Source organism: Exiguobacterium sp. s39 (assembly GCF_018618925.1).
Lineage (GTDB): Bacteria > Bacillota > Bacilli > Exiguobacteriales > Exiguobacteriaceae > Exiguobacterium_A > Exiguobacterium_A abrahamii.
The window spans coordinates 1,797,375-1,819,192 of sequence record NZ_JACSNA010000001.1 but is presented as its reverse complement, the minus strand read 5'-3'; the positions used below and the strand labels follow the sequence as shown (position 1 = coordinate 1,819,192).

Annotated in this window: 23 protein-coding genes, 1 tRNA gene and 1 pseudogene; 22 read left to right on the top strand and 3 right to left on the bottom strand. The window is 49.1% G+C overall.

Features of this window, described 5'->3' with window-relative positions:
- Positions 1 to 25 precede the first annotated feature (25 nt).
- The 5 genes from trxB to KNQ11_RS09525 all read left to right on the top strand — a co-directional run bounded on the left by trxB (position 26) and on the right by KNQ11_RS09525 (position 4,239).
- Positions 26 to 988, top strand: coding sequence for a thioredoxin-disulfide reductase (gene trxB, locus KNQ11_RS09545; protein WP_023469225.1), 963 nt, complete (start codon positions 26 to 28; stop codon positions 986 to 988).
- A 111-nt stretch (positions 989 to 1,099) separates the two neighbouring features.
- Positions 1,100 to 1,969 (top strand): RNase adapter RapZ, encoded by an 870-nt coding sequence (gene rapZ / locus KNQ11_RS09540; protein ID WP_050678698.1) that lies wholly within the window; start codon positions 1,100 to 1,102, stop codon positions 1,967 to 1,969.
- Positions 1,969 to 2,967: a gluconeogenesis factor YvcK family protein gene (locus tag KNQ11_RS09535; protein ID WP_035409984.1), complete on the top strand. Its 999-nt coding sequence runs from the start codon at positions 1,969 to 1,971 to the stop codon at positions 2,965 to 2,967. The genes rapZ and KNQ11_RS09535 overlap by 1 nt, the downstream gene beginning before the upstream one ends.
- Positions 2,964 to 3,920 (top strand): DNA-binding protein WhiA, encoded by a 957-nt coding sequence (whiA, locus tag KNQ11_RS09530; protein ID WP_023469222.1) that lies wholly within the window; start codon positions 2,964 to 2,966, stop codon positions 3,918 to 3,920. Before KNQ11_RS09535 ends, whiA begins: the two co-directional genes overlap by 4 nt.
- 82 nt (positions 3,921 to 4,002) lie before the next feature.
- On the top strand, positions 4,003 to 4,239 hold the full coding sequence (locus KNQ11_RS09525; protein ID WP_023469221.1) for a hypothetical protein: 237 nt from the start codon (positions 4,003 to 4,005) through the stop codon (positions 4,237 to 4,239).
- Positions 4,240 to 4,359: 120 nt separating this feature from the next.
- On the opposite strand, the pseudogene clpP reads toward KNQ11_RS09525, so the two are convergent.
- Positions 4,360 to 4,944: pseudogene (gene clpP / locus KNQ11_RS09520) on the bottom strand (ATP-dependent Clp endopeptidase proteolytic subunit ClpP); the annotation flags it as partial.
- A gap of 182 nt (positions 4,945 to 5,126) precedes the next feature.
- Positions 5,127 to 5,202, bottom strand: a tRNA-Arg gene (locus tag KNQ11_RS09515).
- Positions 5,203 to 5,356: 154 nt separating this feature from the next.
- Between KNQ11_RS09515 and KNQ11_RS09510 the strand changes: the two genes are divergently transcribed.
- The 10 genes from KNQ11_RS09510 to KNQ11_RS09465 all read left to right on the top strand — a co-directional run bounded on the left by KNQ11_RS09510 (position 5,357) and on the right by KNQ11_RS09465 (position 15,385).
- Positions 5,357 to 6,499, top strand: a complete 1,143-nt coding sequence (locus KNQ11_RS09510) for an RNA polymerase factor sigma-54 (RefSeq protein WP_214771297.1) — start codon at positions 5,357 to 5,359, stop codon at positions 6,497 to 6,499.
- Positions 6,490 to 6,750: a glutaredoxin family protein gene (locus KNQ11_RS09505; RefSeq protein ID WP_023469219.1), complete on the top strand. Its 261-nt coding sequence runs from the start codon at positions 6,490 to 6,492 to the stop codon at positions 6,748 to 6,750. The genes KNQ11_RS09510 and KNQ11_RS09505 overlap by 10 nt, the downstream gene beginning before the upstream one ends.
- A 115-nt stretch (positions 6,751 to 6,865) precedes the next feature.
- Positions 6,866 to 7,894 carry a sugar-binding transcriptional regulator gene (locus tag KNQ11_RS09500; RefSeq protein WP_023469218.1) on the top strand — a complete coding sequence of 343 codons (1,029 nt, stop codon included), beginning with the start codon at positions 6,866 to 6,868 and terminating at the stop codon, positions 7,892 to 7,894.
- A gap of 53 nt (positions 7,895 to 7,947) precedes the next feature.
- Positions 7,948 to 8,955 (top strand): type I glyceraldehyde-3-phosphate dehydrogenase, encoded by a 1,008-nt coding sequence (gene gap / locus KNQ11_RS09495; RefSeq protein ID WP_035409970.1) that lies wholly within the window; start codon positions 7,948 to 7,950, stop codon positions 8,953 to 8,955.
- 121 nt (positions 8,956 to 9,076) lie between these two features.
- Positions 9,077 to 10,261 carry a phosphoglycerate kinase gene (locus tag KNQ11_RS09490; RefSeq protein ID WP_035396304.1) on the top strand — a complete coding sequence of 395 codons (1,185 nt, stop codon included), beginning with the start codon at positions 9,077 to 9,079 and terminating at the stop codon, positions 10,259 to 10,261.
- A 27-nt stretch (positions 10,262 to 10,288) separates the two neighbouring features.
- On the top strand, positions 10,289 to 11,041 hold the full coding sequence (gene tpiA, locus KNQ11_RS09485) for a triose-phosphate isomerase (protein ID WP_214771294.1): 753 nt from the start codon (positions 10,289 to 10,291) through the stop codon (positions 11,039 to 11,041).
- Positions 11,042 to 12,589, top strand: coding sequence for a 2,3-bisphosphoglycerate-independent phosphoglycerate mutase (gpmI, locus tag KNQ11_RS09480; protein ID WP_214771291.1), 1,548 nt, complete (start codon positions 11,042 to 11,044; stop codon positions 12,587 to 12,589).
- 59 nt (positions 12,590 to 12,648) lie between these two features.
- Positions 12,649 to 13,941: a phosphopyruvate hydratase gene (eno, locus tag KNQ11_RS09475; RefSeq protein WP_023469213.1), complete on the top strand. Its 1,293-nt coding sequence runs from the start codon at positions 12,649 to 12,651 to the stop codon at positions 13,939 to 13,941.
- Between the two features lie 270 nt (positions 13,942 to 14,211).
- Positions 14,212 to 15,123: an acyl-ACP desaturase gene (locus tag KNQ11_RS09470; protein ID WP_149427767.1), complete on the top strand. Its 912-nt coding sequence runs from the start codon at positions 14,212 to 14,214 to the stop codon at positions 15,121 to 15,123.
- 13 nt (positions 15,124 to 15,136) lie between these two features.
- A complete protein-coding gene (locus tag KNQ11_RS09465) occupies positions 15,137 to 15,385 on the top strand; it encodes a hypothetical protein (protein WP_231925650.1) in 249 nt (82 codons plus the stop codon).
- A 136-nt stretch (positions 15,386 to 15,521) separates the two neighbouring features.
- Here the strand turns inward: KNQ11_RS09465 and KNQ11_RS09460 are convergent, their stop codons facing one another.
- Entirely contained in the window at positions 15,522 to 15,842 is a 321-nt protein-coding gene (locus KNQ11_RS09460; protein ID WP_029342474.1) for a hypothetical protein, read from the bottom strand.
- Between the two features lie 135 nt (positions 15,843 to 15,977).
- Between KNQ11_RS09460 and KNQ11_RS09455 the strand changes: the two genes are divergently transcribed.
- From KNQ11_RS09455 to rbsC, 7 genes are all read left to right on the top strand, one after another.
- Entirely contained in the window at positions 15,978 to 16,322 is a 345-nt protein-coding gene (locus KNQ11_RS09455; RefSeq protein ID WP_058704563.1) for a hypothetical protein, read from the top strand.
- A 362-nt stretch (positions 16,323 to 16,684) separates the two neighbouring features.
- On the top strand, positions 16,685 to 16,924 hold the full coding sequence (locus KNQ11_RS09450) for a hypothetical protein (protein ID WP_029342472.1): 240 nt from the start codon (positions 16,685 to 16,687) through the stop codon (positions 16,922 to 16,924).
- A 188-nt stretch (positions 16,925 to 17,112) separates the two neighbouring features.
- Complete coding sequence (locus KNQ11_RS09445) at positions 17,113 to 18,093, top strand: LacI family DNA-binding transcriptional regulator (protein WP_214771288.1); 981 nt, start codon at positions 17,113 to 17,115, stop codon at positions 18,091 to 18,093.
- On the top strand, positions 18,090 to 18,968 hold the full coding sequence (gene rbsK / locus KNQ11_RS09440; RefSeq protein ID WP_214771284.1) for a ribokinase: 879 nt from the start codon (positions 18,090 to 18,092) through the stop codon (positions 18,966 to 18,968). The genes KNQ11_RS09445 and rbsK overlap by 4 nt, the downstream gene beginning before the upstream one ends.
- Entirely contained in the window at positions 18,965 to 19,354 is a 390-nt protein-coding gene (gene rbsD / locus KNQ11_RS09435; protein WP_214771271.1) for a D-ribose pyranase, read from the top strand. The genes rbsK and rbsD overlap by 4 nt, the downstream gene beginning before the upstream one ends.
- Positions 19,355 to 19,366: 12 nt before the next feature.
- A complete protein-coding gene (locus KNQ11_RS09430; RefSeq protein ID WP_056062932.1) occupies positions 19,367 to 20,845 on the top strand; it encodes a sugar ABC transporter ATP-binding protein in 1,479 nt (492 codons plus the stop codon).
- Between the two features lies 1 nt (position 20,846).
- Positions 20,847 to 21,815, top strand: coding sequence for a ribose ABC transporter permease (gene rbsC / locus KNQ11_RS09425; RefSeq protein WP_050678685.1), 969 nt, complete (start codon positions 20,847 to 20,849; stop codon positions 21,813 to 21,815).
- Positions 21,816 to 21,818 lie beyond the last annotated feature (3 nt).

Here is a 21,818-nt window from a genome sequence, read left to right as displayed (position 1 = left end):
CGATTACGATAAATGGGGTGGAATCATGGCGGAAACAGAACAAAAAATTTATGACGTCATCATCATCGGGGCAGGACCTGCTGGGATGACAGCCGCACTTTATGCATCACGTGCGAACCTTTCGACATTGATGATCGAACGCGGGATTCCGGGCGGTCAGATGGCGAACACAGAAGATATCGAGAACTACCCAGGATACGATAGCATCCTCGGACCCGATCTCTCGCAAAAAATGTTCGACCACTCGAAAGCATTCGGCGCAGAATATGCGTACGGAGACGTTCGAAGCATCGAAGACGGTAAAGCATACAAAACGATTCATGCACACAACAAAGATTACTACGCACGGGCGATCATCATCGCGTCTGGTGCACAATATAAAAAAATCGGCGTACCGGGTGAAGAAGAGCTCGGCGGTCGCGGTGTCTCGTACTGTGCTGTCTGTGATGGCGCGTTCTTTAAAGAAAAAGAACTCTTCGTCATCGGTGGAGGCGACTCTGCGGTGGAAGAAGGCGTCTACTTGACACGCTTCGCGAAAAAAGTCACGATCGTACACCGTCGTGACGAGCTCCGCGCTCAAAAGATTCTTCAAAAACGTGCGTTCGACAACCCGAAAATCGACTTCATCTGGAACCATACGGTTAAACAGATTAACGAACAAGACGGGAAAGTCGGCGGCATTGAGCTGATCAATACAAAAACAGCTGACGTAACGACACATCCAATCGATGGTGTCTTCATCTACATTGGGATGAACCCAATCACTGGTTACGTCCAAGATCTCGGTATCTTGAACGACCAAGGCTACGTCGTGACGAACGAAGCGATGGAAACGAACATCAAAGGGATCTTTGCTGCTGGTGACGTGCGTGAAAAAACATTGCGCCAAGTTGTTACAGCAACAAATGATGGTTCGATCGCAGCGCAAAATGCACAGCATTTCATCGAAGCGTTGCTTGAAGAATTACAAGAATCCTCACACGCATAATATCGAACCAGTTTCATTGAAGGAGACTTCAGTGAAGCTGGCTCTTTTTTTATGATATACTGAGAAAGAAGTGAAAAATACACACGGAACTGTTGTCTGGAGGGCGAAAAGATGGAACAGAATCAACCGCAACTTGTCATCATCACGGGTATGAGTGGGGCTGGGAAGACTGTCGCAATGAACAGCTTTGAGGACTTAGGCTATTTTTGTGTCGACAATCTACCCCCGACGTTACTGCCGCATCTCATCGAAGTCATCGGACAAGTGCGTCCTAAAATCGCCGTTGCCATCGATACCCGCGCGCGTGATTTCATCGACAGCTTTTTTGTCGTCTATGAGGATTTAAAGAAAACGGACTTACAAATCCGGATGCTGTATCTTGATGCACGAAACGATGTCCTCGTACGTCGTTATAAGGAATCGCGTCGTTCGCACCCGCTCGCACCGACAGATTCCCCATTGATCGGGATCGAACGGGAGCGGACGTTGCTCGAAGGATTCCGTGATAAGGCACAGATGCTGATTGATACGAGTGACATCAAGCCGCTTGCACTGAAAGAGCGTCTCTTGAAGGAGTTCACGGAAGGCACGCGGATTCCGTTCACGGTCAACGTCATGTCGTTCGGTTTCAAACACGGCTTACCGCTTGATGCCGATCTCGTCTTTGACCTGCGCTTCTTACCGAATCCGTTCTACATTCCAGAGCTGCGTCCAAAAACAGGACTCGACGAGGAAGTCGCGTCGTACGTCATGCAGTGGCCGGAAGCGAAGCTGTTCTATAAAAAACTTGTCGATTTGCTCGAGTTCCTGATTCCACAATACGAGCGGGAAGGGAAGTCGCAACTCGTCATCGCCCTCGGTTGTACAGGCGGGAAACACCGCTCGATTACGTTCGCGGAAGCAATCAGTAAAGAATTTGCGACGCAGTATCACATCGAGACGAATCACCGGGATTATGTGCATGCGAAGGAGGAGAAGTGATGAAATGGGAACGTAAAGTCGTCGCTGTCGGTGGCGGGACAGGACTCTCGACGCTTCTTCGTGGACTGAAGCATTATCCGCTCGACATCACAGCCATCGTCACGGTCGCCGATGACGGGGGCAGTTCTGGTCGTCTGCGGACGGAATTCAACATGTTGCCGCCGGGCGATATCCGAAACGTCATTGTCTCCTTATCGAAGTCGGAGACGTTGATGGACCGAATCATGCAGTACCGGTTCGAGACCGGTGAAGGATTGCATGGTCATTCGCTCGGAAATTTGATGTTGACGGCAGCAACCCAGCTCTGTAATGGTTCGTTCGTCGAAGCAATCGGCGTCATGGGACAACTGTTGAACGCGGAAGGAAAAGTCTATCCGGCAACGGAACGGACAATTACGCTCTGTGCTGAGTTCGAGGACGGGACGATCGTCAAAGGCGAGTCGTTGATTCCGAAGGTCGGTAAGAAGATCGAACGGATCTTCCTTGAGGAACAAGACGTCCGTCCGGTACCGGAAGCGATTCAGGCGATTCTTGATGCCGATGTCATCGTCCTTGGTCCGGGTAGTCTCTATACGAGTATCATCCCGAACGTCCTGATCGACGAGATTCGGGAAGCGATCCAACAATCACTAGCTCCGGTCGTCTATATTTGTAACGTCATGACACAACCCGGCGAGACGACGGCGTTCACAGCGAATGAACATTTAGCGGCACTTGAACGCTTCCTCGGACAAGGCGTCGTTGATACGATCATCGTCAATAATGAATCGATCGATGCGAGTTACCTGAAGAAATACCAGAAGGATCACGCTGACATCGTCACCTATAATGAAAAACAATTCGAGCTCGCTGGCGTTGAAGTGCTGGCAGACGATATCGTCGATTACAATCATCACTTCATTCGTCATGACTCAGATGCCGTCGCAAGCCTGGTCATGCGAAAAGTGTTGTCGATTCGACGGATGCGTCAACTCGAAGGAAAGGAGGAGCTGACATGAGCTTTGCCTCAGAAGTCAAAAAAGAATTAACGCAAATTCCAATCACCGATCACGAGATGAAGGCGGAACTCGCAGCGCTCGCCCGGATGAACGGTGCGATCTCGTTCGGTCTCGGACGTGGTCTGACACTCGATATCTCGACGGAGAATGCCTCGATTGCCCGTCGAATCTACTCATTGCTAAAAAAAGCATACGGAGTCCATCTCGATCTGCTCGTGCGGAAGAAAATGCGTCTGAAAAAGAATAACGTCTACATCGTCCGCGTCAAACAACAGGCGGATAAGATTTTGCAAGACCTCGGAATCCTCGGAGAAGGGTTCACGATGATTCGTTCGATCAGTGACACGATTCTCAACGATGAACGAAAAGCACGCGCTTATTTACGAGGGGCGTTCCTCGCCGGAGGTTCGCTCAACAATCCGGCGACGTCGTCGTATCACTTGGAGATCTTCAGCTTATATGAAGAACATAATGCAGCGCTCCGTGGTCTATCGAACGTCTTTGATTTGAACGCGAAGGCAATCGAACGGAAAAAGGGACACATCCTCTACATCAAGGAGAGCGAGAAGATTTCCGATTTCCTCAAGCTCGTTGATGCGACACAATCGATGCTACGGTTCGAGGATGTGCGGATCTTAAAAGACATGCGTAACTCGGTCAATCGTCTCGTCAACTGTGAGACGGCAAACCTCAACAAAACGGTCGGTGCGGCATTACGCCAAGTCGAGAACATCAAGTTCCTTGAGCGGACGGTCGGGCTCGATGTCTTACCGGATAAGTTGAAGGAGATCGCGATCTTGCGCGTGACACATCAAGACGTCACGTTACAAGAGCTCGGCGAGATGGTCGAAAGCGGCTCCATCTCAAAATCAGGGATCAATCACCGGTTGCGGAAGATTGATCAAATCGCTGAAAAAGTACGAAATGGAGAGTCGATGACAGGGGCCTTATAAGAGGGTCGCTTGCGGGATGAACCATAGTCTACTATAATATATAGTCGATGCAACTAAATGTTCGAATTAAGGAGTTTTTGAAATGGCTAACGAAAAGAAACGTATTTCGCTGACAGTCGATGCGAAGTTTGATGAAGTGTTAACAAAAAAAGCAAAATCAATCGGTGTACCGAAAAGCACACTCGTTGCGTTCGCAACATCTTTATTCCTGAAACAATTACAAGCAGAAGAAGAGCTTTCGCCACATGCGAACGCGATCTACTCGCTGATTCGTGAAAACCACGATATCGTTTCAGACATCACAGACTTGATCGACTGATCATCGCCCTCTCGTTCTATAAGGAACGGGAGGTTTTTTTGTATGTAACGATAACCGACAGGGCTTTGCTTTTCTATGAATACAAAAAAAGTGCCTCCCGAAGGAGACACTCTGGATGACTTATGCACGTTCCATGACGCGGTCGATGAGACCGTAATCAGCAGCAGCTTGTGCTGACATGAAGTTGTCACGCTCTGTATCGCGTTCGATGACTTCAAGTGGTTGTCCTGTGTTTTCAGCCATGATTTTGTTGAGGTGCTCACGCATTTTGATGATACGCTCCGCATGGATTTTGATATCCGATGCTTGACCTTGTGTACCACCGAGTGGTTGGTGGATCATGATTTCAGCGTTTGGTAACGCGAAACGTTTTCCTTTTGCGCCTGCTTGGAGCAAGAACGCACCCATCGATGCTGCCATACCGATACAAATCGTTGAGACTTGTGGCTTGATGAAGTTCATTGTATCGTAAATCGCCATACCGGCAGTGATCGAACCACCTGGGCTGTTGATGTAAAGCGAGATTTCTTTATCTGGATCTTCTGCTGCTAAGAACAGAAGTTGGGCAACGACTGAGTTGGCGACGTTATCGTCAATCGCGCTCCCGAGAAGAATGATGCGGTCTTTTAGCAAACGTGAGTAGATATCGTAAGCACGTTCCCCGCGGTTTGTTTGTTCGATGACTGTTGGAATTAACATAGTCTTTGCCTCCTTATAGTTGGTATGTAGCTTCCTATTCGACTTATACTTATCATAATCCTTTGGTCAATATTGGTCAAAAGATACGATGCGACTTTTAGGTATTTTTCCATTACAAGGGCAAATGAAACATATCAATATAGAAAAAAGGCAACGCCATTGCTGGCATTGCCTTGTGGTTGAATAAATGGTACACCCGGAGAGATTCGAACTCCCGACACCTGGTACCGGAAACCAGTGCTCTATCCCCTGAGCTACGGGTGCATCTGATGTACTGAACAATTAATAGTATAGCGACATTTTTTCAGAAAAGCAATAGGGAAGGATGACTTTTCTTTTCCTGAGCGGTTCGAGAAGGGTTCAGAGCATGTTTTTCAAAACGTTTCTTCTATAATAAGAAGTGGAGGAGGGGGAATCGATGGATCAACGCCAGGAACAGACGCAACAGATGACGTTATCGGCGTCACAACAATATCAGTTACATGTACTTGAGCAACCAGCAGCTGAGCTCGAGGAGGAATGGCGACGGTTGAAACGACGGTTGCATCGTCATTACCCGAATCAGGTTTCGCTAGAGGTCGAGCAGATGGCAGGACATTTGGCATCCTATGAAGACGAGCTTCTTGCACAAATACGTTTAGAATCAGTCAGACAGGAAATAGGATATATGGCGGAACAACTCATCGTGTATTTAGAAGCGGACGGTTTATTGCGGACATCGGACGAGCAGCTCGCTGCATCCTTCTCGACCGATGTTGCAACGATTACAGAAGCACGGACACTCTTACAACAATGTGAACCAGTCGGAATCGCTGCCCGCTCGGAGCGCGAGTGTCAATGGTTACAGGCGATCGAGCTAGACGACGCGGAATTGATCGGACTAACGGCTCGGTTGCGACATGAACCGGCGAGTCAGGTGTTCGCGCAGTTCAGTGAACAGGATCGAGCGCGGTTGCGAAAACGATTGACGCGGCTGAGCCGGACACCGGACCTTCCAAAAGAAGAACGATTGGTCATGGCAGAAGCGCGGATTCACCTGTTAGATGGAAAACTTCAAATCGACTGGATGACACTCGACACGGATCAGACGTGGCTCGGATTAAAAGAGGCAACGCCTTTTTTGCGCGCGTACGAAAGACGTCGCGTCACGATGCATGCCATCCTCTCGGTCTTGCTTGAGCGACAAGAACGCTGGTTCAAGGGAGAACTGCATCTTGAGCCACTGACGAAAAAACAAGTCGCTGAGGCGACGGGACATCATCCGTCAACGATTGGTCGAGCGATTGCTGAGAAGTATGTCGAGACGGTCCATGGTCTCGTTGCTTTAGAAGACTTGTTCGTCTCACGGACGACAAGCGGAGATTCGAGTTTTTTGATTAAACGGCGGATCGCCGAATACATTCAACACAGCGATCGTCCGTTAAGTGATCAGCAATTGACGGATCGTCTGCAAGCAGACGGTCTGACAGTCGCGCGACGGACGGTCGCGAAGTACCGGGCAGCGCTTGGTTTAACGAAAAAAACGATGCAGCAAAGGAAGGCGCAATCAGAATGGGATTAAAAAGACACAGACACTTAACACTCTATTCACGTCCGGGATGTACGCTATGTGAAGAGGCCGCCATCTTACTCGACTTCGTACTCGATGAGTTTCCGGAATGGACGTTCGAGGAAGTCAACATCGATCAGGATGAAGCGCTCAGTCTACGGTTCTTATACGAGATTCCGGTCGTCATGCATGACGAGGAAATCTGGAGTTATGGCAAATTCGAGACGGAAACGATAAGAAACCGCTTACTTCAAAAAACTTGAGAAACGAGACTTGCAAGGCGAGAAATGGACTGTTATGATAACGGTGTACCAAGTGGGACACGTTATGACATGCGGGACAGAAAGCGTCCAGCTACTTGAGAGGAGAGGGAAATACATGATTCGGCAGTTAGTCCAGATCCAAAAACGAATCGTGCCTGATCTGATCGAAGAAATGCAGACACGCTACGACATCCTTCATTACGTACGACTGATGCAACCGATCGGACGACGTACGCTTGCGACAAGCCTTGGCTTGACGGAACGCGTCTTACGGCGGGAAGTCGACTTCTTGAAGCAGCAAGACCTCCTAGAGGTCGCGACGCAAGGGATGTCCTTGACGGATGAAGGACGAAACGTTCTTCGCAGCATGCACAGCATCATGGGAGAACTCGCAGGGATCTCAGACATGGCGAAAGCCTTGAAAGAGAGACTCGGAGTACGGGACGTCGTCATCGTACCGGGTGATTCCGATGAGACCTTCTGGGTACAACGAGACATGGGGCGGGCGACCGTCGCACGACTCAAACGAGAGCTTTCTTCAGACCATCACAATACGATCGCTGTCACAGGCGGTACGACGATGGCATCCGTCGCGGCGATGATGTCGCCAGACAAGGAACACCGTCCGATGACGTTCGTTCCGGCACGCGGAGGACTAGGAGAAACGCTCGAATTACAAGCGAACACAGTATGCTCACGGATGGCGTCACGCGCTCAAAGTGATTATCATCTGCTTCACATCCCAGACATGGTCAGCACAGAGACTTTCGTCAAGATGATTGAAGAGCCGAGCATAAAAAATGTGCTTCAAATGATTAAAGGTGCTTCAATCGTGGTACATGGAATTGGTGAGGCGAAAACGATGGCAAAACGTCGTCGCGCGTCTGAGGATCTCCTGACCCGACTGGAACATGAACAGGCAGTAGCTGAAGCATTCGGATATTACTTCGACCGAGACGGGAACATCGTGCACCGGGTCAAGACGGTTGGTCTCCAACTGGCTGACTTGAAGCAAGTCGAACACGTCATCGTCGTCGCAGGTGGTCATTCGAAGGCAGAAGCGATCAACGCCTATGTCAAACAGTCGCCAGACATCATCCTGATTACGGATGAAGGCGCAGCAGCTTCGATTTTGAAAGGGTAACCCCCTTTTGAATAATAGATAACTCGCTTTACATTAAAAGGAGGAAAATTATCATGGCAGTAAAAGTTGGTATTAACGGATTTGGACGTATCGGACGTTTGGCACTTCGTCAAATTCTTCAATTCGATGGAATCGAAGTAGTCGCGATCAACGACCTTACAGACACTAAAATGCTTGCACACCTTCTCAAATATGATACGACTCAAGGTCGTTTCGACGGCGAAGTTGAAGTACACGACGGTTACTTCCTCGTCAACGGTAAAGAAATCAAAACACTTGCTAACCGCAACCCAGAAGAACTCCCATGGGGCGAGCTCGGTGTTGACATCGTTCTCGAATGTACTGGTTTCTTCACAGACAAAGAAAAAGCTGAGCTTCACTTGAAAGCTGGCGCTAAAAAAGTCGTTATCTCTGCACCTGCAACTGGCGACATGAAAACAGTCGTCTTCAACACGAACCACGAAATCCTTGACGGAACTGAAACAGTTATCTCTGGTGCTTCATGTACTACAAACTGTCTCGCGCCAATGGCTAAAGTTCTCCAAGATCAGTTCGGAATCGTTGAAGGTCTCATGACTACGATCCACGCTTACACTGGTGACCAAAACACACTCGACGCTCCACACCCTAAAGGTGACTTCCGTCGTGCACGTGCGGCAGCAGCAAACATCGTTCCTAACTCAACTGGTGCTGCAAAAGCAATCGGTCTCGTTCTTCCAGAACTTCAAGGTAAACTTGACGGATCTGCACAACGTGTACCAGTCGCTACAGGTTCACTCACTGAGCTCGTAACTGTACTCGACAAAAAAGTTTCTGTAGAAGAAATCAACGCAGCAATGAAAGCAGCTGCTAACGAGTCTTACGGTTACACTGAAGACGAAATCGTTTCTTCTGACATCGTTGGTATCTCTTACGGATCACTCTTCGATGCAACACAAACTAAAGTCATGACAGTCGGCGACAAACAACTCGTTAAAACAGTTGCTTGGTATGACAACGAAATGTCTTACACTAGCCAACTCGTTCGTACACTCAAACACTTCGCAGAAATCGCTAAGTAATTCGAGCAATTAAATAGCAATTGAATAAGAGCGGAAACGATATCAGTCTCCGCTCTTATTGCGGAAAAAAGCGGGAGGGGCATTCGCCCCTCACTATACGTAAGAGACGGAGGACGAATGTATGAATAAGAAATCGATTCGCGACATCGATGTACAAGGAAAACGCGTATTTACACGCGTGGATTTCAACGTACCGTTGGAAGACGGTAAAATCACGGATGACACACGGATCCGTGCTGCACTCCCAACGATCAAACACTTGATCGACGGTGGAGCAAAAGTCATTCTCGCTAGCCACATGGGTCGTCCAAAAGGCGAAAAGAACCCTGAGTTCTCACTTGCACCAGTCGTAGCACGCCTCAGCGAATTGCTTGGTAAAGACATCAAGCTCGTTGAAGAAGCATACGGTCCAGTTGCAGAAGAAGCAGTCAGCAAACTCGAAAACGGCGATGTCGTCGTCTTAGAGAACGTTCGCTTCTACCCTGGTGAAACGAAAAATGACGAAGAGCTCGCTAAAGGATTCGCGAAACTCGCTGACGTCTTCGTCAACGACGCGTTCGGCGCAGCACACCGTGCACACGCATCGACAGAAGGTATCGCACACCATGTCGACACAGCAGTTGCCGGTCTTCTCATCGAAAAAGAACTTCAAGTTCTCGGTAAAGCTCTTTCTAACCCAGATCGCCCGTTCACGGCAATCATCGGTGGTTCGAAAGTAGCGGACAAAATCGGTGTCATCGATCACTTACTCGACATCGTCGATACGTTGATCATCGGTGGCGGCTTATCGTACACGTTCCTCACAGCTCGTGGTATCGAAGTCGGTACTTCACTTCTTGAGGTCGATAAAATCGACCAAGCGAAGGAATTCATGAAGAAAGCAGAAGAAAAAGGCGTTAAGTTCCTCATGCCAATCGACTGCGTCATCACGAAGGAATTCGGAGAAGAAACATATGTCGGACCACGTGACATCACAGAGATCCCAGCCGATCACATGTCACTTGATATCGGTCCAAAAACGGTTGAACTCTATGCAGAGGCAATCAAGAACTCGAAACTCGTCGTCTGGAACGGACCGATGGGCGTATTCGAACTCGATAAATACGCAAACGGTACAAAAGGTGTCGCGCAAGCTCTTGCGGACAGCGATGCGTACTCAATCATCGGCGGTGGCGACTCAGCTGCTGCGGCAGAGAAATTCGGTCTTGCTGACAAAATGAGCCACATCTCTACAGGTGGTGGAGCAAGTCTCGAATTCATGGAAGGGAAAGCTCTTCCTGGTGTCGAAGCGCTAAACGACAAGTAATCTAAGTTCACAAGGGAGTGTTTCTCAATGCGTAAACCAATTATCGCAGGTAACTGGAAGATGAATCTGACGCTCAAGGATGCAGTCGCATTCGTTGAGGAAGTCAAAGGAGCTGTACCTGCTTCGACGACAGTCGACGCAGCCGTCTGTGCGCCAGCAGTATTCTTGGCACACTTGACAGAAGCAGCAGCTGGTACGGATCTTAAGATCGGTGCTCAAAACATGTACGACAAAGAGAGCGGTGCGTTCACTGGTGAAATCAGCCCGCTCATGCTCAAAGAACTCGACGTGACATACGTCATCCTCGGTCACTCTGAGCGTCGTGAGTACTTCGGCGAAACAGATGCGTTCATCAACAGCAAAGCGAAAAAAGCGTTCGAGCACGGTCTCGTTCCAATCGTTTGTGTAGGTGAAACACTGGAAGAGCGTGAAGGCGGCAAGTTCGAAGACGTCATCCGCGAACAGACAGCAAACAGCCTCAAAGGTCTTACTGTCGACCAAGTGAAAAATCTCGTCGTCGCTTACGAGCCTGTCTGGGCAATCGGAACAGGTAAATCAGCGACAGAACAAGATGCACAAGATTCTTGTAAATTCGTCCGTGACGTCGTTGCAGCTGAATTTGGTGCTGAAGCAGCAAAAGCTGTCCGCATCCAATACGGTGGTAGCGTCAAACCGGAAAACATCAAAGAATATATGGCTCAACCAGACATCGACGGCGCGCTCGTCGGCGGTGCAAGTCTTGAGACAGGATCGTTCCTCAAACTGTTGGAGGCGATTTAAATGAAAAAACGTCCAGTCGCACTGATCATCCTTGATGGTTTTGGTATGCGTGACGAGGAGTTCGGAAATGCCGTTACGGCGGCAAACAAACCGAACTTCGACCGTTACTGGGGTCAATACCCGCATACGTTGTTGAATGCGAAAGGCGAATACGTCGGTTTGCCTGAAGGTCAAATGGGGAACTCAGAAGTGGGTCACCTGAACATCGGTGCAGGTCGCGTCGTCTATCAATCGCTATCCCGAATCAACAACGCGGTCAAGGATCGCTCGTTCTTCTCGCGTCAAGCGATGAACGATGCGGCAGGTCACGTGAAGAAATACGGTTCAGCGCTTCATATCTTCGGTTTGGTCTCTGACGGTGGAATCCACAGTCACATCAACCACTTATATGCGGTGCTCGAATTCGCGAAACTTCACGAAATCGAAAAAGTCTACCTCCATGCTTTCACGGACGGTCGTGACTGCGACCCACAATCGGGCGCTGGTTTCCTCCGTGACGCGCAAGCGAAGATGGATGAATTGAATGTTGGACAATTCGCGAGTATCTCTGGTCGCTACTATGCGATGGATCGCGATAACCGTTGGGAACGCGTCAAGAAAGTCTATGACGCCATCACGTTCGGTGAAGGTCCGACGACGAAGGATCCAATCGGCATGGTTGAAGCTTCGTACAAACAAGACGTAACGGATGAGTTCATCGAACCAACTGTTGTCGTGCAGGAAGACGGTACGCCAGTCGCACCGATCCACGATAACGATGCGATCGTGTTCTTCAACTATCGTCCTGACCGTGCGATTCAGCTTTCGAAAGTCTACAAAGAAAAAGGTGGCTTCAACGGCTTCGAAATTCCAGACAACGCACCGAAGAACCTGCTACTCGTCTCAATGACGAAGTACTCGGATGCGATTGATACGGACATCGTCTTCCCGCCTGAAGACATCAAGAACACGCTTGGTGAGACATTGTCAAAACAAGGTCTCAAACAGCTACGCATCGCGGAAACGGAAAAGTATCCGCACGTCACGTTCTTCTTCAACGGACAACGTGAAGAACCATACGAAGGGGAAGATCGGATCTTGATCCCTTCACCAAAAGTCGCGACATACGACTTGAAACCGGAGATGAGCGTCTATGAAGTCACAGATGCCCTCGTCGACGCAATCAACTCGGACAAACACGACGCGATCATCCTCAACTTCGCTAACCCGGATATGGTCGGTCACTCGGGTATGCTCGAGCCGACGAAAAGGGCGATCGAAGCTGTCGATGAGTGTCTTGGGAAAGTCGTTGACTTGATTCTCAGCAAAGGCGGCGCGGCAGTCATCACGGCTGACCACGGGAACGCGGATAAAGTCCTCAATGCGGACGGCAGTAAGATGACGGCGCATACGACAGAACCCGTTCCATGTATCGTGACGGTCGAGGACGTTGAACTCCTTGAACCACTCACAGGTGCACTCGCTGATCTCGCACCAACGGTCCTTGATCTCCTCGGAGCAGACCAACCAGCAGAGATGACTGGTAAATCGATCGTTTTGAAGAAATAATCCCGTCGATCGAAGTAGCTACACCACATATTTCTTACACACAAAAGGAGCGAATTTAAATGTCAATGATTACAGAGATTTACGCACGCGAGATTCTTGATTCACGCGGTAACCCAACAGTAGAAGTAGAAGTTTATACAGAAGATGGCGGTTTCGGTCGCGCACTCGTACCATCAGGTGCATCAACTGGTGAGCACGAAGCAGTCGAACTCCGTGATGGCGACAAAGCACGTTACCTCGGAAAAGGTGTTTTGAAAGCTGTTGACAACGTCAACGAAAAAATCGCACCAGAAATCATCGGTTACGATGTCTTCGACCAAGCTGGAATCGACAAAAAGATGATCGATCTCGACGGTACGAAAAACAAAGGTAACTTCGGTGCTAACGCAATCCTTGGTGTTTCTATGGCTGCTGCACGTGCTGCTGCAGATGAGCTTGGTCTTCCACTCTACACATACCTCGGTGGATTTAACGCGAAAACATTACCAACTCCAATGATGAACATCATCAACGGTGGATCACACGCAGACAACAACGTGGACTTCCAAGAGTTCATGATCATGCCTGTCGGTGCTCCAACATTCAAAGAAGCACTTCGTATGGGTGCTGAAATCTTCCACGCGTTGAAATCAGTTCTTAGCGGAATGGGTCTTAACACAGCAGTTGGTGACGAGGGTGGATTCGCTCCAAACTTGAAATCAAACGAAGAAGCAATCACAGTTATCCTTGAAGCAATCGAAAAAGCTGGCTACAAAGCAGGCGAAGATGTTTACCTGGCAATGGACGTCGCTTCTTCTGAGTTCTACGATAAAGCAGCTGGAACATACAACCTCGCTGGCGAAGGCAAAGTCCTCTCAACAGAAGAGCTTGTTGAATTCTACGCACAACTCGTTGACAAATACCCAATCATCTCAATCGAAGATGGCTGTGACGAAAACGACTGGGATGGTCACAAACTTCTTACAGATCGTATCGGACACAAAGTCCAACTCGTTGGGGATGACTTGTTCGTAACGAACACTGAGAAACTTGCTGAAGGTATCGAAAAAGGCATCGCGAACTCGATCCTCATCAAAGTTAACCAAATCGGTACGTTGACTGAAACATTCGACGCAATCGAAATGGCTAAAAAAGCTGGTTACACAGCTGTCGTTTCTCACCGTTCTGGTGAAACTGAAGATTCAACGATCGCTGACATCGCTGTTGCGACAAACGCTGGTCAAATCAAAACGGGTTCACTTTCACGTACAGACCGTATCGCGAAATACAACCAACTTCTCCGCATCGAAGACATGCTTTCAGACGTTGCTGTCTACGACGGAATCAAATCATTCTACAACCTCAAGAAGTAATTTCAGGTTGATTGTTTGAACAAGCTATAAGGAAAACCTCCTATTCGTGTGATACGTACACACGGATAGGAGGTTTTTTTACATATCAAGCGATGTCAAACGCGAAAATCCCTTTTGTCATCAAAACTAAAATGAACTGTCAAAAAATTGATTTATCTCATTAGACGGCTAAAATGTTATACTCATAAATAAGTGCAAATTAAATAGTTATAGCGATTAATTACACCCTAATCAATGAAGGTGAAAAATACGTTTAAAGGAGATACGATCATGTTAAATTCAGATTTAGATATCCGTTTAGAACCACGTATTCAAGAGTTATATCGACTGCATAAGGAACGTTCAGCTAATATTGACTGGAGCTACCACGAGTTCATTCCATGGGATAAGGCGATGTCGTTTAAACGCGTTCCTTGGGATGAGAGCCAAGTCACGCTTCCAGAAGGTGTTATCGTAGCAATCGAGACGGCATTACTGACAGAAGTCAACTTACCATGGTATACGTCACACTTAGACTATACATTCAAGAACTCGATGGAAGTCATCAATGACTTCGTCCGGACATGGACAGCAGAAGAAGACCAGCACTCGAACTTACTCGAGACGTATTTACTCGTCACGCGAAACGTCAATCCAACGCGACTCCATCAGTTAAGAAGACGCGTCGTTGAGAACGGCTGGTTCCCGGACTTCACGAACCCGCTAGCGACGATGGCATATACGTCACTGCAAGAGTTAGCGACACTTGTCTTTTATAACAACGTGGCGAAAATCGCAGGGGCGCATGACAAGGATTTGGCAACGCTACTCCGTCGTCTAGCGAAGGACGAAGCACTGCATTATGCGTTCTATCGTGACACGGTCAAAGCACACCTAGAGCTTGACCCGAACTTCATCGTCTTCTTCGAAGACGTCATCATCAACTTCTCGATGCCAGGTGCTGTCATGCCTGATTTTACGGAACGCATGAAGACGATTGCTGTTGATACGAACTATGGACCACTCCAATACTTCGACCAAGTATTAGACGTCGTCGTCAAATTCTGGGGCATCGCTGATTTAGAACCGACAACTGACGAAGCGAAACAATCTCAAGCGAACATCATGAAGTATCACGGACGTTTGAAGCGCATCAAGGAACGTCAGGAACGCCAACTCGAAAAAGCGAATCTCGACGTCTAAGGAGGCAATGAACATGAAGTGTGAAATCTGTGGAACTGAAACGAACAACCAAGTCAGTTACTTGGAACTCGATACGTGGGAATTCAACTCATTGAACAAAGAAGCAAAAGACTTTTATCCGATTTGTTTTGATTGTTTTGATAAACATACGAACCATTTCATCGATCAGGAAATGGATCTGGAGTTACGAAAAAAACGTTCACAAATGGTCAACAAAGAAGTAGAAGCCGAAATCGAAGCGATTCTTGAGGTCGAGAATTAAGGAATCTTCTTCATAGAAGTATAACCGGTAGTGCTTCGGCTCTACCGGTTTTTTACGTCTATAAAAAAGCAGCTATTTCTTCTTTCACGCAAACACGTGCACGTGATGGAAGAAATAGCTACTTTTTAATATGAAATCAATCTTCAATAAACGTAACGAGATAATGATGAGGGGAATGAAGGGGTGCACGGGTCACGAAAAAATCTGGGAGATCTACATCGATTCCAAGTTCACGTAGTGTATCCGGCTCCAGACATTCTTGAACGAGACGCTTAATATCCTGTAATAATTCATCATGCAGGTTCGCTTCCTTTGGAAAGGCGCGCTTCGCATCGTCGCGTAATAATAATACGATCGGCGGTAGCCCCCGCAATAGGTCGACTTGAAGAGGCTGCTGATGACGTTCGAAATAATCATTCAGACAACTGACGACCCTCATCGAGTGTTCTTCTTTCATCCGATCCCAACTCTCTGTATGTGACTGTAACTCTCTAGCTATTCCCTAATTGAAGCGAGGATATGCAGGGAAACTGGAAATGAAGCATTACGAGGACGCTGTTCGGGGTAGAACTAGAGGGAAGGGGGAATCGACATGCTATTTCGGTTTTTGTTTTTAGGGCTTGATACGTCGATTGGTGACATCCCGTTGCGCCTCATCTATTTTACGGAACTCATACTATTCATCGGTTTGTATCAAATCACGAGCCGATTTTCACGTCAGAGTCTGATTTTGGGAACGGCACTCGGAATTGGCGGACTGATTGCCATCTTACCCGGTGCGCTCTATATCATCCGTTATAATCCGGAGGATGCCGTCATCGATGTCACGTTCCTATTGATTTATTTATTTGAGCCGCTAGCAATTGTTGCGTTCATTGTTGCTTTGATTCGACGTTTGTTCGTGGAGCGAAAAAGAGCCGGGAAAGCAAAGAGATGAAAGTCTTGTCAGTTAGACTCCGATTGTTCATGAATTTCCGTCCAAGACGTCGCTTTCCGCGGACGGAAGGCAAGTCTCCTTGTCGCGTGTGCTCCTGCGGGGTCTTACCTATTCCGCTCTTCCCGCAGGAGTTTCCGTCTTTTTCGGAAATCAACAATCTAACCTAACGTGCTACTGAGAGGACAAGAAATACAACGTAAGATGGCGTGACGCTGTCTTGCGGTGTATTTGTGTATGCATCCAAATACTTTCTTTCAATAGTGTAAGGGAGAGTAACTGGAAGAATATTCTATAATAGAGGGAGAGCGAAATCAGATCTTAGTTGGTTTCGTAAGATCCTGATGATTATAGGAGTGAGTTTCGTGCATAAAGTGTTGTTTGGTTTATCTGTCTTAAATAGTCTCTATATTACGAATAACTTATTTACGTATTCCGATAGTTTTTTAAATGCGCCACTCGGCATCACGACCGTCATTGCCGTGACATTGATGTTCCTGAATGACAGCGTCAAAAAAGATAAACCGTCACTGTACACGAAAGCGACCGACGGATTAGGATTCATTAATATTTTGATTGGTCTCTCATTGATCGTCTTTATTTAAGATATGATTCGTGCATGATCATATGGAATGATCGTAAGTCTGATGCGGTGTCAGGCTTCTTTTTTTATGGTCCAATCCAAGGACTCGAAAAAAATAAAATATATTTTAAAGAAAAAAGATTGATGTGTAACCGGTTACACAATATGATGATTCTTGTAAGCGTTATCAAAAGAAAGAGGTGGCGAAACATGTCGACCATCCGGGAAGTAGCGAAAGCGGCACATGTCTCCGTCGCGACGGTCTCACGCGTCATGAACGAAAAGGGTTATGTCAGTGAGAAATCGCGTAAGGCGGTGCTTCAGGCAATCAAACAGTTGGATTATCGACCGAATCGGGTCGCGCGATCGTTGTTCCAAAAACGGTCCGGACTGATTGGTTTGATCGTTCCAGACATCACGAACCCGTTCTTCCCACAACTCGCGCGGGCTGTGGAAGATATGGCACATCAACATGGTTTTCAGGTCATTTTGTGTAACACAGACGAACAGTTTCAGAAAGAACGCGAATATATCAAGTCACTCGAGGCGATGCACGTCGACGGATTGATCATCACGACGAACTACTCGAACAATCCGAACTATGAAGAACTCGAAGTGCCGGTCGTAGCGTTAGACCGTGTGTTACAAGGAGCGATTCCGACGGTGACCTCAAACGGATACGAAGGCGGGAAGAAGGCGGCATCATTTTTACTTGCATCTGGTGCGACGGAACTGGCCGTCATCAGTGGTCCATCGAAACTCCCGACGATCAAGAAACGACGGGATGGCTTCGAAGAGATTGCCGGAACGCATCTCGTTGCAAGCATCGAGTCACCGTTCCACTTTCAAGGGGCGCTCGATGCAGCAAACTATCTGTTTGATCACTATCATTGCAACGGGATCTTTGCCGCGAGTGATGTCATTGCCGCAGCAACGGTGCAAGTCGCTGCGGAACGCGGGATCACGATTCCGGACGAGCTACAAGTGATCGGCTATGACGGCATCGAACTCGGACAAATGATTTCACCACCGTTGACGACGATTGCGCAGCCGATCTATCAAATGGGAGAACTAGCTGCGAAACTCTTGATTCAACGGATTGAAGGCACACCGATTGCCGCCGTTCATCATGAGTTGACGGTTGAGATCATCGAACGGGAAACGACGAAACGGAAGGATGAGGAAGTATGAAACAAATCAGTGTCATCGGCAGTATCTCGATGGATCTCGTCGTCGAAAGTAAACGCCGTCCAGGCGCAGGCGAAACGGTCATCGGGGATGCCTTTCATACCGTACCGGGCGGAAAGGGAGCGAACCAAGCGGTGGCGGTCGCGCGTCTCGGCAGTACGGTCGAAATGATCGGTTGCGTCGGCAGTGATGCAAACGGTGACGCGATCCGCGAAAACTTCAAGACGCAAGGAGTGCAGACGACGCACTTGAAAACGATTGAAGGCGAACGGACGGGAACGGCACACATCACGCTCGCTGAAGGCGATAACTCGATCGTCGTCGTTCAGTCTGCCAATCAACATGTGCAATTTGCGGATGATACACTCGCACCGATTCTTGCAGACAGTGAAATCATCTTACTCCAGCTTGAGATTCCGATCGAAACGGTCGAGACCGTTGCTCGCGAAGCATATGCAGCCGGCATTCCAGTCGTCTTGAATCCAGCGCCGGCGATGTCACTCAGTCCAGAATTGATTGAACACGTCACGTACTTAACGCCAAACGAACATGAATGTGGTTTGATCTTCGGACAAGACCAACCGATCGAACATTGGTTGATGGAATACCCGAATAAATTGATCGTGACGGAAGGCAGTCGCGGGGCACGCTTCTACGACGGAGAGGCAATCGTGACGATTCCCGCGATCGAGACGACCGTCGTCGATACGACAGGAGCAGGGGATACGTTCAACGGAGCCTTAGCCGTCGCGTTAACGGAAGGACAACCGCTCGTTGAAGCCATTCGTTTCGCGAACCGAGCAGCCGGCTTATCAATCCGCGCTCTCGGCGCTCAAGGCGGCATGCCGACACGGGAACAGATGGAGGGAGACGCATGAAGAAGCACGGTATCTTAAACAGTCATATCAGCAAAGTCCTGACCGACCTCGGTCATACCGATACGATCGTCATCGCTGATTGTGGCTTACCGATTCCAGACGGCGTTGCACGAATCGATTTAGCACTGGAACTCGGCACACCATCCTTCCTCGACGTCGTCCGTGTCGTCGCCGGTGACATGGCGATCGAACAGCTGACTCTGGCAACGGAGATTAAGGAAGCGAATCCAGACGTCCTCGAGCAACTGGAAGCCATGCAGATCGAGACGACGTTCGTCTCGCATGAAGAGTTCAAGAAACAGACGCAGCAGGCGAAGGTCATCATCCGGACCGGAGAAGCGACACCGTACTCGAATGTCATCTTCCATTCCGGCGTAATCTTTTAAGGGGGTCATGCGATGCGTATCGAGATGACAGGTATCAAAAAAGCATTCGGTCCCGTCCCTGTCCTGAAGGGTGTCGACTTCGAACTCGCTGCGGGTGAGATCCACGCCTTGATGGGAGAGAACGGTGCCGGGAAATCGACGCTGATGAAGATTTTGACCGGTGTCCATAAAGCGGACGCAGGCACGATCCGCGTCGATGGACAGGACGTCGAGTATAAGAATCCGAAGCTTGCCGAAGAAGCGGGGATCGCCTTCATCCACCAGGAACTGAACATCCTCCCGGATTTGACGGTGACGGAGAACTTGTTTCTCGGACGGGAGTTGAAGTCACGCTTTGGGATTCTCAAGCAAGGGGAGATGAAGCGGCAGGCAGAACGTGAACTCGCGGAATTGAACGTCTTCATGGACGTCGACCAACTGGCTCGGACGTTATCGGTCGGTCAGCAACAGATGATTGAGATCGCGAAAGCTTTGATGACGGACGCGAAGGTCATCATCATGGATGAACCGACAGCGGCACTGACAGAGCGGGAAATTCGTGCCTTGTTCAGCGTCGCGACGGCATTACGCAATCAAGGTGTCTCGATCGTCTATATCTCACACCGGATGGAGGAAATCTTCGAGCTTTGCGACCGGATCACCGTCTTACGAGACGGGATTTCCGTCTCGACGCACGCGATTCCCGAGACATCGTTCGAACAGATCGTCCGGGAGATGGTCGGTCGTGAGATGGGCGAACGGTATCCGGATCGTGATGTGTCGATCGGTGCGACCGTCCTTGAAGTCAAACAGGCGAGCGGGAAACGGTTCGACGATGTCTCGTTCTCCGTCAATGCGGGCGAAATCATCGGCTTCTCTGGTTTGATGGGTGCGGGGCGGACAGAAGTCATGCGTGGACTGTTCGGGGTTGATCGCCTGAAAGAAGGGACGATCGAACTGAACGGACAGTCGCTAAAAATCAAGACACCGTACGACGCGATTCGCCAGGGGATCGGCTTTTTGACCGAGGACCGCAAAGGCGAAGGCTTGTTCCTCGACTTTTCACTGCGTGAGAACATCTCGCTGCCAACGATTCGTTCGTTATCCCGCTCCGGCGTCATCAAGGATCAGGCAGAACGCGATTTCGCGGAAGGGTACTTGAAGTCACTTTCGGTCCGCCACAGCTCGATGGACCAGCCGGCGAAGTCATTGTCCGGTGGGAACCAACAGAAGGTCGTCCTCGCGAAGTGGCTCGGGACACAACCGAAAGTCTTGATTCTCGACGAACCGACACGTGGTGTCGACGTCGGGGCGAAGAAAGAGATTTACCTCATCATGAACGAACTCGCTGCGGCGGGTGTCGCGATCATCATGGTCAGCTCGGACCTCCCGGAGATTCTCGGGATGAGCGACCGGGTCTACGTCATGCGCGAAGGCAAGATGAGCGGCATGTTGACACGACAGGAAGCGACGCAAGAAAGCATCATGACACTTGCGACAGGAGGACAATGATATGGAATTGATGCAAGGCAAGGTAACGGAAGCAAAACCGAGACGTCTTGGGATCGGACAAAAGCTTGGACCACTCGCAGGGTTGTTCGCGATTGTCCTCGTCGTCTCGATCATGGAACCGGACTTTTTAACATTAAATAATTTATTTAACATCTTACGGCAAGTCTCGATCAATGCCTTGATTGCCTTCGGGATGACGTTCGTCATTCTGACGGGTGGGATTGATTTATCGGTCGGCTCGATTCTCGCTCTCTCGTCCGCCTTCGTCGCGGGTCTGATGACGGACGGAACGTCAGCGTTGATCGCTGTTCTGGCTGGTCTGATCGTCGGAGCTGTCATGGGTGCCTTGAACGGGATGGTCATCTCACTCGGAAAAGTCGCACCATTCATCGCGACACTCGCGACGATGACGATCTTCCGCGGATTGACGCTCGTCTATACGGACGGAAAACCGATCACTGGTCTAAGCCAAGGTGGCTGGTTCGAACTGTTCGGACGCGGTTACTTCTGGATTTTCCCGGTACCGGTTCTAACGATGTTGATCGCCTTCGCGGTCCTCTACTTCATCTTGAAGAAGACGACGTTCGGTCGCTATACGTATGCGATCGGCGGCAACGAAGAAGCAGCGAAATTGATGGGGATTCAAGTCAATAAAGTCAAAATCATGATTTACTCACTCTCAGGCTTGATGGCAGCACTTGCCGGCATCATCCTGACGTCTCGTCTGAACTCGGCACAGCCGACGGCGGGGACATCGTACGAACTCGACGCCATCGCGGCGGTCGTCCTTGGTGGAACGAGCCTGTCAGGTGGTCGTGGCTGGATTGTCGGTACCTTGATTGGTGCCTTGATCATCGGAACACTGAACAATGGACTCAACTTGCTAGGTGTCTCCTCGTTCTTCCAACTCGTCGTCAAAGGTTTAGTCATTTTGTTCGCGGTACTCGCGGACCGGAAACAAGCAGCGTAACCC

What these genes read in the sequence shown, in the direction of transcription:
- whiA (WP_023469222.1), top strand. Translation starts at nt 2,964, where the DNA reads ATGAGCTTTGCCTCAGAAGTCAAAAAAGAATTAACGCAAATTCCAATC.
- gpmI (WP_214771291.1), top strand. Translation starts at nt 11,042, where the DNA reads ATGAAAAAACGTCCAGTCGCACTGATCATCCTTGATGGTTTTGGTATG.
- gap (WP_035409970.1), top strand. Translation starts at nt 7,948, where the DNA reads ATGGCAGTAAAAGTTGGTATTAACGGATTTGGACGTATCGGACGTTTG.
- rbsK (WP_214771284.1), top strand. Translation starts at nt 18,090, where the DNA reads ATGAAACAAATCAGTGTCATCGGCAGTATCTCGATGGATCTCGTCGTC.
- trxB (WP_023469225.1), top strand. Translation starts at nt 26, where the DNA reads ATGGCGGAAACAGAACAAAAAATTTATGACGTCATCATCATCGGGGCA.
- KNQ11_RS09445 (WP_214771288.1), top strand. Translation starts at nt 17,113, where the DNA reads ATGTCGACCATCCGGGAAGTAGCGAAAGCGGCACATGTCTCCGTCGCG.
- rbsC (WP_050678685.1), top strand. Translation starts at nt 20,847, where the DNA reads ATGGAATTGATGCAAGGCAAGGTAACGGAAGCAAAACCGAGACGTCTT.
- KNQ11_RS09500 (WP_023469218.1), top strand. Translation starts at nt 6,866, where the DNA reads ATGATTCGGCAGTTAGTCCAGATCCAAAAACGAATCGTGCCTGATCTG.
- eno (WP_023469213.1), top strand. Translation starts at nt 12,649, where the DNA reads ATGTCAATGATTACAGAGATTTACGCACGCGAGATTCTTGATTCACGC.
- KNQ11_RS09505 (WP_023469219.1), top strand. Translation starts at nt 6,490, where the DNA reads ATGGGATTAAAAAGACACAGACACTTAACACTCTATTCACGTCCGGGA.
- KNQ11_RS09490 (WP_035396304.1), top strand. Translation starts at nt 9,077, where the DNA reads ATGAATAAGAAATCGATTCGCGACATCGATGTACAAGGAAAACGCGTA.
- KNQ11_RS09535 (WP_035409984.1), top strand. Translation starts at nt 1,969, where the DNA reads ATGAAATGGGAACGTAAAGTCGTCGCTGTCGGTGGCGGGACAGGACTC.
- rapZ (WP_050678698.1), top strand. Translation starts at nt 1,100, where the DNA reads ATGGAACAGAATCAACCGCAACTTGTCATCATCACGGGTATGAGTGGG.
- rbsD (WP_214771271.1), top strand. Translation starts at nt 18,965, where the DNA reads ATGAAGAAGCACGGTATCTTAAACAGTCATATCAGCAAAGTCCTGACC.
- KNQ11_RS09525 (WP_023469221.1), top strand. Translation starts at nt 4,003, where the DNA reads ATGGCTAACGAAAAGAAACGTATTTCGCTGACAGTCGATGCGAAGTTT.
- tpiA (WP_214771294.1), top strand. Translation starts at nt 10,289, where the DNA reads ATGCGTAAACCAATTATCGCAGGTAACTGGAAGATGAATCTGACGCTC.
- KNQ11_RS09510 (WP_214771297.1), top strand. Translation starts at nt 5,357, where the DNA reads ATGGATCAACGCCAGGAACAGACGCAACAGATGACGTTATCGGCGTCA.
- KNQ11_RS09470 (WP_149427767.1), top strand. Translation starts at nt 14,212, where the DNA reads ATGTTAAATTCAGATTTAGATATCCGTTTAGAACCACGTATTCAAGAG.
- KNQ11_RS09430 (WP_056062932.1), top strand. Translation starts at nt 19,367, where the DNA reads ATGCGTATCGAGATGACAGGTATCAAAAAAGCATTCGGTCCCGTCCCT.
- KNQ11_RS09460 (WP_029342474.1), bottom strand. Translation starts at nt 15,842, where the DNA reads ATGAAAGAAGAACACTCGATGAGGGTCGTCAGTTGTCTGAATGATTAT.
- KNQ11_RS09465 (WP_231925650.1), top strand. Translation starts at nt 15,137, where the DNA reads ATGAAGTGTGAAATCTGTGGAACTGAAACGAACAACCAAGTCAGTTAC.
- KNQ11_RS09455 (WP_058704563.1), top strand. Translation starts at nt 15,978, where the DNA reads ATGCTATTTCGGTTTTTGTTTTTAGGGCTTGATACGTCGATTGGTGAC.